This is a genomic window from Streptomyces sp. NPDC041068, from assembly GCF_040647455.1.
GTDB lineage: Bacteria > Actinomycetota > Actinomycetes > Streptomycetales > Streptomycetaceae > Streptomyces.
On the sequence record NZ_JBEZCG010000001.1, the window covers coordinates 481615 to 497094 of the forward strand.

The following is a 15480-nucleotide window of genomic DNA, read 5'->3' on the forward strand; positions in this document are numbered from 1 at the left end:
GCCTGAACAGCAGCAAGCATCCGGCTGCCGTCAGGCGCACGCTCGTGGGGGCGGCCAAAGTCTGCCGACTGTCGCTATTGGTCGATATGCCAGGCAGGTTGGCTTTTGCAGCAATCTTGGCCCCTTCCCAGGCGGTGACCGCCCTTGCTATGGTCGATTTTCGTTGTTCTCGAGCTCGCCAATACTTCAAAATCAGAGTCGGCCAACGGGTTTATCTCCCGCACGCGGCCGCATGGACCGAGCAGAGCTTCTGATTCCCAGGAAACGCGCCACATGTTTCTCATGACCGCATTACTCTCATGACCGCATTACGACGAATGCGAGGGACTTCATGCCGGGGCCGCAGGACAAAGTAACTCCGGACCGCTCGAGCGAGTTGTTGCCCTTGCTGGCCGCCCAGCGGGGAATTTGGTTCGCACAGGCTCTGGCACCCACCGTGACGCATCACAGCATCGCCGACTGCCTCGACATCGACGGACCCCTGGACCCCGTACTGCTGCAGGAGGCCCACCGACGGGTGACCACGGAAATGGAGGCGCTGCGCCTGCGTTTCGTGGAGACCGCCGACGGACCGGTGCAGTACGTCGACGATGCGGCGGAGCCGCCGGCTCACTACTTCGACGTCAGCTCCGAAGCCGACCCGCGGGCCGCGGCCGAGGCGTGGATGCGCGCGGACATGGGCAAGGAGGTGAAACTGTCGGAGCCCCCGCCGTTCACCACGGCGCTGTTCAAGCTGGCGGCCGACCGGTTCACGCTCTACCGCCGCGTCCACCATCTCCTGCTCGACGGCGGCAGTCTGGGCACGCTCCACCACCGCACCGCGCAGGTGTACACGCAGCTCGCGGCAGGCCGGAGCGTCGACGACTCTCCCTTCCGGCCCTTCCACATGCTGGTGGAGAGCGAGACGGCCTACCTCGCGTCGACGCGCCGCGAGCGCGACCGCAAGTACTGGCTGGAGCGTCTCTCCGACCGCCCCGAACCGGTACGGCTGACCACGCGGCGCGGGCCGGGCGGCTCGGAGGTGCTGCTGCGCAAGGCGGCCCTGGACCCGGGGCGGCTCGCGAAGTTGCGTGCGGCGGCCGAACGATTCGCCGTCAGCTGGGTCGAGTTGACGACCGGCATCGCCGCCGCCTACACCGCACGGATGACCAACTCGCCCGAGGTCACCATCGGCATGCCGGTCGCGGCGCGCCTGACCCGGATCGAGCGGGACACCCCCGGCATGCTGACCAACCCCGTGCCGCTGCGCCTGGCCACGGACGCGGGGACCCCGCTGTCGACCTTCTTCAAGGAGACCCGGGCCGAGGCGCGCGCCGCGTTCCAGCGCAGCCGCTACCCCTCGGAGGAGCTCTCCCGGGAGCTGGGACTGCTCGGCACCGAACGGCGTTTGTGGGGCCCGGCGTTGAACGTCATGGGCTTCACCTACGACCTCGACTTCGCCGGGGCCCCGGCGCGCCTGCGGACGCTCTCCCACGGCCACGTCGCCGACTTGATGTTCACCTTCTTCCAGACCTCCGCCGACGGGGCGGTCGAGGTCATCGCCGCCGGCAACGCCGACCTCCACCTGCAGACCGAAGTCGACGCCCACCTCGACCGGTTCCTGCACTTCGCGGACGGCATCGCCGCCGCGGATCCCGAGACACCGCTCGGCGGCCTCCCTCTTCTGCGGGCCGAGGAGCGGGAGCAGCTCCTTGCCTGGGGGGCGGGGCCCGTCCGGGACATCCCCGATGCGGGGATGCACACCCTGGTCGAGCAGTGGGCACAGCGGACCCCGGAGGCACCGGCGGTCGAGCTGCACGGCGGCGCCACGCACAGCTACAGCGAGCTCAACGCGCGGGCCAACCGGCTCGCACGGTATCTGGTGTCCCGGGGCGTCGGTCCCGGCAGCGTCGTCGGTCTGTCCCTGCCCAGGTCGCCGGAGCTGGTGGCGGCCGTACTCGGCGTACTGAAGACGGGCGCCGCCTTCCTGCCGCTCGACTCGTCCTACCCGGTGGACCGGCTCGCCTTCATGGTGTCCGACGCGTCGCCCGCGCTGCTGTTGCTGCACTCCTCGACCGCGCACCTCGCCGAGGTCCTCGACGCCGAGAGCCTCCTCCTCGACGACCCCGCCCTGCGGCGGACGCTCACCGGGCTGCCGGGGCACGACCTCACCGACGCCGAGCGCACCGGGGCGTTCGACGCCGGGCTTCCCGCGTATCTGATCTACACCTCCGGCTCCACCGGGCGCCCCAAGGGAGTCGTGGTGCCGCACCGCGGCGTCGTCAACATCACCGGAGCCATGCTCGACCGGCTCGGCTCCGGGCCGGGGAGCCGCACCCTGCAGTTCGCCTCCGCGAGCTTCGACGCTTCCGTGGGGGAGATGACGCAGTCGGTCCTTGTCGGCGGCACGCTCGTGGTGGCCCCGAGCGACCGCCTGGCGCCCGGCCCCGACCTCGCCAGGATCATCGACGAGGCGGGCATCAACGACCTGGTCCTCGCCCCGTCGGTCCTTGAAGTGATGTCACCGGACGACCTGCCCCCGGGCGTGACCATCACCATCGTGGGCGAGGCGTCGTCACCGGACGTCGTCAGGCGCTGGTCGCCGGTCTGCCGGCTGATCAACGGCTACGGCCCCACCGAGGCCACCATCTCCACCGCGATGAGCCTGCCGCTCACGCCCGCCGACGCCGAGGCTCCGCCGATCGGCAAACCCCTGCGCAACGTCCGCGTCCGCGCCCTCGACGAGCGCCTTGAACTGGTGCCCGTCGGGGCCGTGGGCGAGTTGTACGTGGCGGGGGCCGGGGTGACGCAGGGCTACCGCGGACGGGACGAACTGACCGCGGAACGCTTCGTACGCGACCCCTACGGGCCCGAGGGCACCCGGATGTACCGCACGGGCGACCTGGTCCGCTGGACCGCCGACGGAGACCTGGTCTTCGTCGGCCGCAACGACGACCAGGTCGCGCTGCGGGGGCACCGCATCGAGCTGGGGGAGGTCGAGGCGGCGATCCGGCAGGTCGCGGGCGTCGCCCGAGCCGCCGCCACGGTGATCGAGGACGAGACCGGCGACCGACGGCTCATCGGATACGCCGTACCCGAACCCGGCAGGCGTCTCGACCCGGCCGCCGTGCGCGCCGAGGTCGGCGACCGGCTGCCCGGCTATCTGACCCCGAGCCAACTGGTGGCCCTGGACGAACTGCCGCTGACCGCGAGCGGCAAACTGGACCGCAAGGCCCTGCCCGCGCCCACGGCGGCCGCAGCGGACCGCAGCCAGGTGCCGCGCACCGCGGTCGAGGAGATCCTCGCCGGACTCTTCGCCCGCATCCTGAAGGTGCCCCAGGTCAACATCGACGACAACTTCTTCGACCTGGGCGGGCATTCGCTCTCCGCCACCCGCCTCCTCGGCAGGATCCGCTCCACGCTGGGCAGGGAACTCTCGGTCGGCGAACTGTTCGCCAGCCCCACGGTGGCCGGTCTCGCGCGGCAACTGGGCGACGGCGCGGTGCGAGGCCGCGACGACGTCCTGGTTCCGCTGCGGAAGACGGGCAAGAAGACGCCCCTGTTCTGTGTCCACCCCGCGGGCGGGCAGAGCTGGGTGTACCTGCGGCTCGCGGGGCACCTCCCGGCCGACGTGCCCCTGTACGGACTCCAGGCGCGCAGCCTGACCGAGGAGGACGGGCTGCCGGGCACCCTGGAGGAGCTCGCTGCCGAGTACGTGGACGCGGTGCGCTCCGTCCAACCGGCCGGGCCCTACCGCCTGTTGGGGTACTCCTTCGGCGCGCAGGCGGCTCATGCGATGGCCGTGAAACTGCGGGAGCAGGGGGAGGAGGTCGAGCTGCTCGCCATGCTCGACAGCTACCCGGCGGAGGCGGACCCGGACCTGCCGGAGAACGGCATGTCGGAGCAGGAGGCGCTCCAGGCGCTCCTCGCCCAGTTCGACTGCCCCGTGCCGGACACCTCCGGTGAACCCCTGACGATCACGGCCGTCACGGAGGCGCTGCGCGGCTTCAGCGCCGACCTGGCGGAGCTGGACGAGAGCAGGGGCGCGGCACTCTTCCGGACGTTCCGGCACACCAGCGCCCTGCTGTGCCGCCACCGCCCCCAACCCTTCGACGGGGACGTGGTGTTCTTCACGGCCGCACAGGGCAGGTCCCCGCGGACGCCGCGGGCCGAGTCCTGGGGCCCGTTCGTGCGGGGCCGGCTGAAGAACCACGACATCGCGTGCGCGCACGACGAGTTGATGCACGCGACGTCGCTGGCCGAGGTGGCACAGGTGCTTGCCGCGGGACCTGACGCCTGACCGCACGGAGGAAGCGGCCCGGTCCACCGCCTCTCGGCGGTGGACCGGGCCGCTCGGCTTCGACCGCGGCGCGGCCGGTCAGTACCGGATGTCCGCGAGCGCCTTGTCCAGCGTCGTCACGATCTCCTCCACGTCGGATGCGGTGACGACCAGCGGCGGGATGAACATGACCGCGGGGACCATGGCGAGCGAGGAGACCAGCACCCCCCGCTCCTCCAGGGCGAGCCGCAGATGATCCGCCACCGCGCCGCCGGCCGTCGGCCCGTCCTCGGTCACCGCCATCTCGACCGCCTGCATGAGACCGGTGCCGCGGACCGCCGCCACATGGGGATGGCGCGCCGCCATCTCCACCAGACCGTCCCGCAGCAGCGCGCCCATGGCCTCGACGTTCTCGAGGACCTCTCCGTCGGCGAGGGTGTCGATGACGGCCATCGACGCGGCGAGGCCGAGGGGGTGCCCGTCGTTGGTCGAGCCGACCAGGAACTTCTGCTCGAAGTCGAGGTCGAAGAGGAGGGCCGAGATCTCGTCGGAGAGCACCACCGCGGACAACGGCGCGTAGCCGGAGCTGAGTCCCTTGCCCAGGGTGAGCATGTCGGGGCGGATGCCGACCTGTTCGGTGCGGGTGAACGCGCCGGTGCGGCCCATGCCGGTGCTGACCTCGTCGACGATCAGATGGATGCCGTGGCCGCGGCAGAACCGCTCGAGCGAGTGCAGGTACGCGTCGGACAGGACGTGCCCGCCCTCGCCGACGACGAGTTCGAGGACCACCGCGGCCACCCGCTCGGGACCGTACGCGGTGATGGTCTGCTCCAGCCCTTGGCCGGAGGTGTCCGCGCCCTCTCCCTCGCCCTCTCCCTCGAACGGCCCTGCCACGTGGTGGACTTCGGGCAGCAGGGGTCCTGACTGATCGTGTACGTACGACATGCCGGTCACGGCGCCGGCGCCCGAACCGAGGCCGTGGTAGCCGCGCCACATGCCGAAGACCGCGAGCCGCTCCCGGTCGCCGCGGCTGTGGTGCAGGAAGCGTGAGAGCAGGACCGCGGTCTCCACCGCCTGGGAGCCGTTGCTGCAGTAGCGGATCTTGTTCATGTGCACCGGCAGGTGGGGGAGGAGCGCCTCGGCGGCCTCCACGGCGATCGCCCCCGGCCTGCCGTAGCCGACCAGGTTGGCGAACGGCAGCGTGCGCAGCTGCCGTTCGACGGCTTCGGTGACCCGCGGGTGGTCGTATCCGAGGGTGACGTTCCACAGCCCGGAGCGGGCGTCGAGGAACCAGCGTCCTGCGGCGTCGCGCACCCGTACGCCACGCCCCTCGACCAGCATGTTCTCGTGGGACAAGGTAGTGAGGTAGGCGCTCATGCTCGGGCTGTTCCACAGCGGATACGTATCTCGATCGATCACGGCCTGGCTCCCTGTCTACTTGGCTACGTGTCTTCGCCCCGCTGACGGTGGTTCCTCGATCCCTGATCCCTGAGCCTCGATGCCCGCTTCCCGATCGCCGCAGTCAGGAAGCGGCGAGCGGACGTGCTTCGATGACACACATCCCGGGCGGCCCCTGCACGACCCGCTCCAACTGCCAGCCGCCGCGCTCTAGGAGGCGCCGGAACTCCGGCAACGTCCTTTCCCGGGCGCGGTCGTAGAGGGCGAGCATGGCGACGTCGGCCCAGCCCTGGATGGCGGAGGGGACGGCGTCGTCCGGGAGTACGTCCTCGAAGATCCGCAGCACGGCCGTGTCGTCCCCGCCGCGGCGCACGGCGTCGAGGATCGCGGCCACGCTGTCGTCGTCCCAGTCGTGCAGGACCCGGGACAGTACATAGACGTCCGCGCGGGGCGGCGGGACGAACAGGTCGCCGGTCCGCACCGTGCAGCGGTCGTCGACGCCCTGCTCCGCCAGGTAGCAACGGGCGCGTCCGAGCACGTCCGGCTGGTCGACGAGAATGCCCTGGGCGTCCGGCACTTCGTCCAGGATGTCGGCGAGCAGCACCCCGATGCCGCCGGCGATGTCGGCCACCGTGCCGTCGGCCGGCCAGTCCAGGAGCGGTACGCACGGCAGCGTCAGCAACCGCGCCTGCTCCGCCATCGCCTCGCCGAACAGCAGTTGTTGGTCGGGGTGCTTCGTCAAGTGCTCCCAGAAGTCGATGCCGAGGGCGTGCCGGGTGGCGGGCCCGCCGTCCTTGAGGGTCGCGGTGAGGGCGTTGGCGACGTCCGGGACGCCGAACGTGGCGAAAGTCGCCCACAGTGACAGCGGGTGACTTCGGCACAGCACCTTTCCCCGGTCGGTGAGCGCGGCACTGACGCGCCCCGCGTCCATGTCGACGAACCCGCTGCCCGCGAGGAGCACGAGCACCCTGCGCAGGGCGTCCTCGTCCGTACCTGTCTCTTCGGCGAGGCCGGCGATGTCGCGTCTGCCGCCCTCCATCCGGTCGGGGATGGACAGGCGGCTCACGGCACAGAGGCTGTGAAAGACGAGCCCTTGCCGGTAGATGTCCAACAACGCGGCGACGTCGCGCAATGGTTCAGCAGCCAAGAATCCTCCAGCAAGCCGTTGACGTGTGCCCTCGCCTTGAAGCGGGGCAGGACGTCCTTGATGCGGTACGCGATGTCCGCGGATGCGCTTTGCGTGGGGAGAGACGGAACCGTGCGAGGACCCCTCAGGGGGTGTTCCGATTCCGATCGCGGTATACCGAGAGTGACGAATCAGACTCGGGCAATCGTAGACTATACATGCCGGGCGGAATACTTTCGGCGGGTCAAGGAACATGCCGGGGACAGGTGCGGGAACGTGCCCGTGAGGAGTGCCGGAACCTGCCTGAGACACCTGATCGGCCCCATTTTGCACCGAAATTGGACCCTGCTCCCGTAACGAACTACCGGAATGTCGGAGTTCGGAAAGTGGGCCTTGACTGGGGGGACCACCCGCAATGAAGATGGCATGCGGGTGCGCCACTGGTGCCCCGGAGATACAGCTGTCCTGGCCATAGAGATTCCCGACGCAACACGGTTTGAGCGTATTCGGAACGCCGGAGAGATGAAGCAGATCTCCGTCATAGGACCCTGCCGTCAGGCAGTGGCGATTTCCATGCAGGCGGCTGCAGTCGTCCACCGCAGCCCCGCACTTCATTGCTCCCGACAGTAGTCGGTCGAGAAGGGGGATCAATGGGACGCCCAGTGGACGGAGCGGCGGGAAGTGATGCCCAGCTATCGATGGATGCAGTGGCTATCCGTGAAGTTCGAAACGCAATTCGTGGTGAGATACGCGGCCGGTTATTCACGTTTAAAGTGCTGGTCTGTGCTCTGATCACGGCTGCGGGATGCTGGCTGGCGCTCCAGTCGCAGGTGTCACTGCGGGTGTGCGGAGTCCTGTTGATCGGGCTCATGTTCGCGCACGCCGCCGAGCTCCAGCACGAAACCCTGCACGGTCTCGCCTACCGCAGCCGGCGCGCCAACCGCGTGGTGGGTGTGCTGCTCGGTCTGCCGATGCTGATCTCGTTCACCGCTTACCGCGTGGCTCATATGCGCCACCACCGCGACCTCGGCACCCCGGGGAACCGTGAGTTCTTCGACTACGGCGACCAGTACGGCGAGGGCGAGGACCGGAGCCGGACGAGCACCGCGCTGACCTGGATCGCCCGCTTCACGATGGCGTACCACTACTGGCAGTTTGCGATCGGCGTCGGAAAGGCGGTGCGGGGCAGAAACTTCGACGGCGAGAGCGCCGTCAACACCCGCCGCATACGCGCCGAACACCTGCTGGCCGTGTTCGCCCTCGTCGCCGCGGTCGCGCTCTCGCTGGTGTTCGCCGACGCCGCGGTTGTGTGGGTCTGGCTGCTTCCGCTGGTCCTGGTGGCGGCTCCGGCGCACGCCCTGATCGAGCTGCCCGAGCACTTCCGCTGCGACACGCTCGACCGCTCGCCGTTCGCCAACACCCGGACCATCAAGTCGAATTGGCTGCTGACCTGGTACACCAACGGCAACAACTTCCACGTCGAGCACCATCTGATGCCCAACCTTCCCATCGAGCGGCTGCCGGTCCTCCATGTCGAGGTGCGCGATCGTCTGCGCCACTACCACACCGGCTACTTCGCCTACTTCAAGAGCTTTCTCGGCACCAAGTAGTCACCCCCGTAACGCGGATGGACGGAAGGACGGGACCATGCTCGACGACATCACCTTCCGCAGGGCGCGCACACCGGCGGAACACGCGGATGTGCTGCGCCTGCGGGAAGCGGTGTACGTGCAGGACCAGGAGCGGCTCACCGACACCGCGCAGACCGCCGACACCTTCGACAAGTTCGACGCCCACGCCTACTACCTCCTCGCGTACGCCGGAGCCGATGCGGTCGGCACGGTGAAGATCGTCCCGGACTCGAAGGCCGGTCTGCCCTGCGAGGACGTCGCCAAGATCGGCGAACTGCGCGCCGCGCACCACCGGCTCGTGGAGTTCGGCCACCTGATGACACTGCCGGACGTGCGCAACCACAAGGTGGGCATGCGGCTCATGCGCGAGGCGCTGGTGCACAGCGCCCAGGAGCATCAAGTGACGTGCATCCTGGGCGACTTCTTCGTCGACGACCTCGACGGCCGGCTGCGCGACTTCTACACCGACATCGGATTCGTACCGGTCCACGGGCCCTACCGTGACCCCCGCTTCACCGGTGCGCCGCTGAGCATGGTGGCCGCCCTCGACGTGCCGCAGGCGGTGCGCCGCTGCAAGGAGGCGGGGGCCGAGGCCAATGGGCTGCTCAAGTACTTCTTCCAGGACTTCGACGCCTACGCAAGGGGATCCTCCGAGCATGCGGACATACCGGCAGGTACTGGCCGAGGCTAAGGCAGCCCACAACCACCCCACCTACGCGAAGATGGCCTTCGTCATGGGCTGCGGTGTCCAGGGTGTGGGCACCGGATCCACCATGCGGGACGACGCGGGGCAGTCCTTCCTGGCCATGTTCGACCAGTACGGCAACCAGTCCCTGGGCTACTCCCATCCCAGGATCGTCGCCGCGATCCGCGACCAGCTCGACTCCGGGGTGCTCAACAGCACGAAGATCATGTTCGAGGAGGTGCAGATCCGCCTCACCGAACGCCTGGCCGAACTCACCGACCAGGAGCTGCCGTTCGCGTATCTGGCCAATGGCGGCGGCGAGACGATCGACAACGCCCTGAAGCTGGCACGGGCTGCCACCGGCCGTCCGCGGTTCATCAGCGCGCTCGGCTGCTTCCACGGCAAGACCTTCGCCACGCTCGGCGCCGCGGCCCGGCCAGAGCACCGCGAACGCCTCGGCCCGCTCATGTCCGAATTCCAGCAGGTGCCCTTCGGCGACCTCGACGCGCTGGCCGAGGCGCTCGACGACTCGGTCGCCGCCGTACTCCTCGAGCCCGTCCAGGCGGAGGCCGGAGTCGTCCCGCCGCCGCCGGACTACCTGCGAGAGGTCCGGCGCCTGTGCACCGAGGCCGGCGCGCTCCTCGTACTCGACGAGATGCAGACCGCGTTCGGCCGGTGCGGCACCTTCTTCGCGTACCAGCAGTTCGGGATCACCCCGGACCTGGTCTGCGTCGGCAAGGCGTTCGGCGGCGGCGTGCTCGCGCTCTCCGCCGTGCTGGGGACCGAGGCGGTCTGGGACGTCCTGCGCGATCTGCCCTCGACCTTCGGCTCCAGCCTCGGCGGCAACCCCCTGGCGTGCCGGGTCGGCCTGGAGACGATCGCCGTCGCCTCGGACGAGGAGTTCCTCGCCGGGATCCGTGCCAAGGGAGAGCGGATCGCCGCCCGGCTGTCCGCCGCCGCCGAGCGGTATCCGGAAGTGATCGCGGAACACCGCGGCATCGGGATGATGCACGGACTCGAACTCCACGACGACGCCCTGACCGGGCTTGTCCTCGGACGGCTCATCGAGGAGGGAGTGACCTCCACCTACTCCCTCTACAACCCCCGGGTGCTGCGTATCCAGCCGCCGCTGGTCATCTCCGACGACGACCTCGAACGGTGCCTGGGCGTCCTCGAAGGCGTCCTCGCCGAGGCCGACGCGGCCCGGGGCAGCGTACGGCCGACGGCGGCGCAGTCCCCGCTCATCCGGGCCGTCCCGCTGCCACGGCCCGCCGAGGCCGTGGTCCGGCTGCTGCACGACCGGCCGCGGCTCCTGGACCCGTTCGCCCTGGACACCCTGGCCGAACGGCAGGACTCGGAGTCGGAGGAGGAGTTCAGCGGCCGGATCGGACAGGACGAGGTGGTCTGGGCCGACCGGGCCGAACCGGCCGACGACGGCGTCGTGTTGCGCGCGGAAACGTGCTGGCTGTGGCAGGAGCTGACCCGCACCGTCGTGGTGCTTCCGGCGGCCGACGGCGGCTGCACCGTCGAGGTCCGTATCGCCTGGGACACCGGCAGTGGCGGCTACGAGGAGATGCTCGGCGGCCGGATCGCCCTGTTCGCCGAGGACCGTCTCACCCACCTGCTCGCCCGTCTGGAGAAGGAGTTGGAGAACGCGTGACCATGAACATCGCGGAGCTCGGCGACCGCTACCGCGAGCACACCGAGGCACGGCTGACCGAGATCGACATCTCGGGCGGGCGGCGCTCCGTCACGTACAGTCGGCTTCACGAGCTCGCCACGGAGCGCGCGGAGAAGCTGGCGGCGGCCGGTGTGGAGCCGGGGCATCTGATCGGCATCCGCGCGCCCGGCAGCATCGACTGGATCTCCTGGGACCTCGCGGCGCTGATGCGGGGTGCGGTGCTCAAGGCGTTCCCCGAGGACGCCGAGGTGGCGGACCCGGCAGAGTTCGTCGTCCGCCACGAACTCGCTCTGCTGATCGCCGACGGCCTCACGACCGACTGCCCCGCGGTGATCGCCCCGGGCGGGCTGCCGGGACCCGACGTGGTGCCGGAAACGGCGGGGCGCGTGGACCCCGAGAAGGTCCACAGTCTCGTCTACTCCTCGGGCACCTCGGGAAAGCTCAAGGGCCTGAACATCAGCGCCAAGGGCACCGAGTACGTCATCAACCGGTTCATCGAGGCGTTCCGGATCACCGCGAGCGACCGCCATCTGATCTTCCTGCCGCTCTCCAACTACCAGCAGCGACTGTCCCTCTACTGCTGCCTGTGGCTCGGCGCCGACCTGACGCTCGCTCCCTACCAGCGGGTCTTCCAGGCGGTCAAGAGCGAGCGGCCCACCTTCCTGATCGGCCCCCCGGTCTTCTACGACACCGTGCTGCAGCTGCACCGCAAGTCCGGGGGCTCGGCCACGCTCGGGGACTTCCTGGGCGGCGCCATCCGCTTTCTGATCACGGGCATGGCCCCCATCAGACGGGAGACGATGGACGCCTTCTGGGAGCGGGACGTGAAGCTCCTGGAGGCCTACGGCCTGACCGAGACCGGAATGGTGGCCTGGAACACCGAGGACCAGTACCGGCTCGGCACCGTCGGCAGGCTCCTGGACTCCGACCACGTCCGCTTCCTCGACGACGGCGAGGTGATCCTGCACCGCCCGGCCCCCCTGAGCAGCGGCTACTTCGAAGTCCCCGAAGAGGGGGCCGACGACACCTACCGCTCCGACGGGACCATCGCCACGGGAGACTTCGGCACGCTCGACGCCGACGGATTCCTCACCCTCATCGGCCGCAAGAAGGACGTGATCGCCCTGGGCAACGGGCGAAAGGTGCACCCCGCCCAGATCGAGGAGGCCTTCGCCGGGGTGGAGGGGATCGCGGAGATCATCGTCGTGCCCACTCCCGAATCCGGGCGTCTGGGTGCCGTGATCACCACCACCGACCCTGCCGACGAGGCTCTGCCGGCCAAGGTGCGCAGCCGTATCGAGGAGGTCAACCGGCGCCTGGACATCCATCAGCGGGTCGTCTCCGTGATCTTCTCCGAGCAGCCCCTGCGCTCCGACGCGCGCTTCATGACCGGCAATCTGAAGCTGAGCCGGGTCGGGGTGGCACGGCACTTCGCCGAGACGGTACGCGGCGCGGGCGCGGCCGCCGAGGAGGCGGGGAACCGGTGACCCCCGAGCCGGAGACGGCCGCCGCCCCGCGCAGGGTCATCGACGCGCAGGTCAACCTCGGCAGCCTGCTCGCCATACCCCGGTCCTTCGTCGAGCACCAGGCCGCCAACGTCCACCACCGCCTCGACGCGTACGGAGTGGGGGGCCGCCTGAGCCGCGTACGCAATCAGGTCTTCTCGCTGTACGCGGACGACGACGCGGACCAGTTGGTGGCCGAGATGGACGAGGCGGGGGTGGACCAGGCCTTCCTGGTCGCGCCCGATTACTCCCACGCGGCCGACTGCGCGCTGTCCCAGCCCGAACTGGCCGCCCTGCACGACCGCGTGAACCGTCGTCACCCCGGCCGGTTCCACGTCTTCTGGGGCGTGGACCCACGGGGCGGTCAGGACGGCATCGACCTGTTCGAGCGGTGCGTGACGGAGTACGGATTCGCCGGGATGAAGCTCTACCCGCCCTGCGGGTACGGGCCGAGCGACCCGCGCCTGTACCCGTACTTCGAGCGCTGCGCCCACTACGGCATTCCGGTGCTGACCCACACCGGGCCCGGCTGGGGGCCGCTGGACTTCTCCTTCGGCAGCCCGCTGCTCGTGGACCGGGCGGCGCGGGACTTCCCCGGGGTGGACTTCATCCTCGGGCACGGCGGGGTCACGCACGTCGACGAGGCCGCCTATCTCTGCGCGCATCGGCCCAATGTCCACCTCGACATCAGCCAGTTCCACTCGGTGCTCAGCGCCGACGGCTGGCAGACCCACGTCAACCGGCTCTTCAAGGCCGGAATCTCACACAAGATCCTCTTCGGCACCTGCTGGCCGTCGTTCCGGTTGTCGGAGTCGCTCGGGGGACTGCTGAAGGAGTTCTCCCGCGGGGCCCCGGCCGTGGCCGGACTGCGGGAGGCCGAACGAAAAATGATCATGAGCGGCAACAGCCTCCGCCTCCTGGGGCGGAAACCTGCGGAGCAAAGGGGTGGTCGGCCGTGAAGGAAGACGTCTCGGCGGTGGAGAAGGATCTCGTCGCGTGGGTGGAGAACTGGAACGAGGGGGAGGTGGAGGCCGATGTCCGCGCCGAGACGGAGCTGACCCATTCCGGGCTGCTCGACTCGATGGCGCTCGTGGGTCTCATCTCCTACCTGGAGGAGCGGAGCGAGAGGGAGTTCGACTACTCGACCTACGATCCGGGTGACGGCGTCAGCATCCGCAGCCTGGTGGAGCACTGCTTGCGGTGATCGTCTACGACGGCCACTGCCATGTGGCATCCACCGACTTCGTCCCCCTGGCATTCGTCGAAGGGGTGGCGGAGAACGTCCACAGCCGGCTGTCCGCACACGGCTCGGCACCGGATCCCGGCCGGATCGCGGACGGCTACCAGGCGCAGCACCAGGACCATCTCGCCGACGGCCTGGTCGCCGAGATGGACCGGGCCGGGGTCGACCGGTCGGTGCTCCTGGTACCCGACTTCAGCCACCGGATGGCCTGTCCGCTGACCCCGCAGGAGATGGCCGAGCGGCACCACCGGATTCGGCTGAGGCACCCGGGGCGGTTCTGGGTCTACATCGGGGTCGACCCCCGCCACGGCCCCGAGAACCTCCGGTTCTTCGAGACGACCCTGGACGACTACGGCTTCGACGGCATCAAGCTCTACCCGCCGTGCGGATACTCGCCGTCGGACCGGAGCCTGTACCCCTACTACGAGATCTGCGCGGCCCGCTCGCTGCCGGTCTTCGTGCACACCGGCCCCAGTGTGCCCAGCCTCGACACGGAGTTGGCCCACCCCCTCAACATCGACCAGGCGGCCCGCGACTTCCCCGACGTCGACTTCGTCCTGGGGCACGCAGGGGTGACCAACGTGGACACGGCGTCCTATCTCGCGGCACACCGGCCCAACGTGTACCTGGACATCGGCGGGTTCGCCAGCGCCGCCACCCTGCCGAGCTGGCCGCACCACCTCAACCGGCTGTTCCGGATGGGCATCAACCACAAGGTGATCTTCGGAACGGACTGGCCGCTGGGCCGGGTCGCCGGAGGGCTGCGCCGTGCGGTGCAGGAGGTGGTCGAGGGGCCGACCGTCTTCAGCGGTGTGGCCCGGCGCGACCGCGCGCTGCTCCTGCACGAGAACCTGCTCCGGGTCCTCGCCCCCGAGAGCCGCCCCGCGGGCGCCGCGCCGAAGGCCCCTGGCCGGAGCCGGTCGTGAACCGGTCGGCCGGGGCCCCGGTGCCGCTAGGCGGCGACGAGCTCGCTGTCGTCGTCGATGCTGGTGAGGAATTCACTGAGGAAGTCCTCGAAATGGTTGAAGGACTCGGCCCTGAACAGCACAGGCTGGTATTTCTCCACCAGATAGCCCTGACGTCCCATGGCCGCCGCGTCGAACGGGCGGATCTCCGTGCCGAGGAAGTAATCCATTTCCCCGCACGAGGACAGCAGGCTGGCCCCGCAGCCCTTGGTCCTGCCGCCCTCCTTCACCAAGCCGTATTCGATGGTGAACCAGAAGATCCGGGACACCAGACTGACGGCATCGTCGGACTCCAGGCGGCGCACGGTCTTCCCGAGAAGTTCGTACAACGTCGCCCATCGATTGCTGGAAAGGTGCGTGCCGTGCCCCACCACCTCATGGATCATGTCCGGTTCCGGCGAAAACCGAGGAAACGAATGATGGCGTATGTACTGGGTCGCCTGAAACCTTCGATCGGCGAGCGATCCATAGAAATCGCGCTGGGCGACCAATCCGGCGGCCGGGCCGAAGGTGAATCCGGTGAGCGGCTCAACGCGTGCTGAGACCTCGCTGAGCTGCGGAAGCCGGTCGTGCCGCAGGTCGAGCATCTCGGATGCCTCGATGAATTCGCGGCAGGCGTGCACTTGGTGCTTGGCGGACAATTCCGTGCTCACCGTGCGCCACGTCTCGTGCTCGGCCTCCGTATAAGGAATGTAGGGTGCCGGTTCACCGGGTTCGTGCCGCAATGCGAGATCGGCTATGCGGGCCCGGTGCTCCTGATACGGCTGGTCCTGGTAACCGGGGTGGTCCTTGGCGAAGATCACGGATACGCGACCGTTCTCATTCTTGATTACCGGAGATTGAAGGGTGGCTTCCTTGAACATCAGAACCGCCTGGTGGATGACGATGATTGAAGCGCTCAACGTATGCTAACGGGTCGCCAACTGAGTGTCACCCCTGGAGGGTTATAGGTAGCCGGTGCCCATTGCGAATAGCCGGAGGCTACGAT

General features: G+C 69.1%; 11 protein-coding genes. 8 read left to right on the forward strand and 3 right to left on the reverse strand.

Going from position 1 to position 15480, the window contains the following annotated elements:
• Window positions 1-331: 331 nt before the first annotated feature.
• The gene (locus AB0B50_RS01840; RefSeq protein ID WP_362323964.1) at window positions 332-4279 is read left to right on the forward strand and encodes an amino acid adenylation domain-containing protein; all 3948 of its coding nucleotides are present in this window, start codon (window positions 332-334) and stop codon (window positions 4277-4279) included.
• Between the two features lie 78 nt (window positions 4280-4357).
• On the opposite strand, the gene AB0B50_RS01845 is transcribed toward AB0B50_RS01840, so the two are convergent.
• A complete protein-coding gene (locus AB0B50_RS01845) occupies window positions 4358-5677 on the reverse strand; it encodes an aminotransferase class III-fold pyridoxal phosphate-dependent enzyme (RefSeq protein WP_362323967.1) in 1320 nt (439 codons plus the stop codon).
• Between the two features lie 103 nt (window positions 5678-5780).
• Window positions 5781-6722 (reverse strand): methyltransferase, encoded by a 942-nt coding sequence (locus tag AB0B50_RS01850; RefSeq protein WP_362323970.1) that lies wholly within the window; start codon window positions 6720-6722, stop codon window positions 5781-5783.
• 917 nt (window positions 6723-7639) lie between these two features.
• Here AB0B50_RS01850 and AB0B50_RS01855 point away from each other — a divergent pair.
• Genes AB0B50_RS01855 through AB0B50_RS01885 form a run of 7 tightly spaced genes read left to right on the forward strand, consistent with a single transcriptional unit; the run spans window position 7640 to window position 14453 of the window.
• A complete protein-coding gene (locus AB0B50_RS01855) occupies window positions 7640-8392 on the forward strand; it encodes a fatty acid desaturase (RefSeq protein ID WP_362323973.1) in 753 nt (250 codons plus the stop codon).
• A 37-nt stretch (window positions 8393-8429) separates the two neighbouring features.
• Window positions 8430-9104, forward strand: coding sequence for a GNAT family N-acetyltransferase (locus AB0B50_RS01860; RefSeq protein WP_362323976.1), 675 nt, complete (start codon window positions 8430-8432; stop codon window positions 9102-9104).
• Complete coding sequence (locus AB0B50_RS01865; protein ID WP_362323979.1) at window positions 9070-10758, forward strand: aminotransferase class III-fold pyridoxal phosphate-dependent enzyme; 1689 nt, start codon at window positions 9070-9072, stop codon at window positions 10756-10758. The genes AB0B50_RS01860 and AB0B50_RS01865 overlap by 35 nt, the downstream gene beginning before the upstream one ends.
• 2 nt (window positions 10759-10760) lie before the next feature.
• Window positions 10761-12266, forward strand: a complete 1506-nt coding sequence (locus AB0B50_RS01870; RefSeq protein WP_362325019.1) for an AMP-binding protein — start codon at window positions 10761-10763, stop codon at window positions 12264-12266.
• Window positions 12263-13243, forward strand: a complete 981-nt coding sequence (locus AB0B50_RS01875) for an amidohydrolase family protein (protein ID WP_362323982.1) — start codon at window positions 12263-12265, stop codon at window positions 13241-13243. Before AB0B50_RS01870 ends, AB0B50_RS01875 begins: the two co-directional genes overlap by 4 nt.
• Entirely contained in the window at window positions 13240-13488 is a 249-nt protein-coding gene (locus tag AB0B50_RS01880) for a hypothetical protein (RefSeq protein WP_362323985.1), read from the forward strand. Before AB0B50_RS01875 ends, AB0B50_RS01880 begins: the two co-directional genes overlap by 4 nt.
• A complete protein-coding gene (locus AB0B50_RS01885) occupies window positions 13485-14453 on the forward strand; it encodes an amidohydrolase family protein (RefSeq protein WP_362323988.1) in 969 nt (322 codons plus the stop codon). The genes AB0B50_RS01880 and AB0B50_RS01885 overlap by 4 nt, the downstream gene beginning before the upstream one ends.
• Before the next feature lie 26 nt (window positions 14454-14479).
• Here AB0B50_RS01885 and AB0B50_RS01890 read toward each other — a convergent pair whose 3' ends face one another.
• Window positions 14480-15394 (reverse strand): phenylalanine 4-monooxygenase, encoded by a 915-nt coding sequence (locus AB0B50_RS01890; RefSeq protein WP_362323991.1) that lies wholly within the window; start codon window positions 15392-15394, stop codon window positions 14480-14482.
• Window positions 15395-15480 lie beyond the last annotated feature (86 nt).

Coding starts and splice junctions, on each gene's coding strand:
- AB0B50_RS01840 (WP_362323964.1), top strand. CDS start 332: ATGCCGGGGCCGCAGGACAAAGTAACTCCGGACCGCTCGAGCGAGTTG.
- AB0B50_RS01860 (WP_362323976.1), top strand. CDS start 8,430: ATGCTCGACGACATCACCTTCCGCAGGGCGCGCACACCGGCGGAACAC.
- AB0B50_RS01865 (WP_362323979.1), top strand. CDS start 9,070: ATGCGGACATACCGGCAGGTACTGGCCGAGGCTAAGGCAGCCCACAAC.
- AB0B50_RS01870 (WP_362325019.1), top strand. CDS start 10,761: ATGAACATCGCGGAGCTCGGCGACCGCTACCGCGAGCACACCGAGGCA.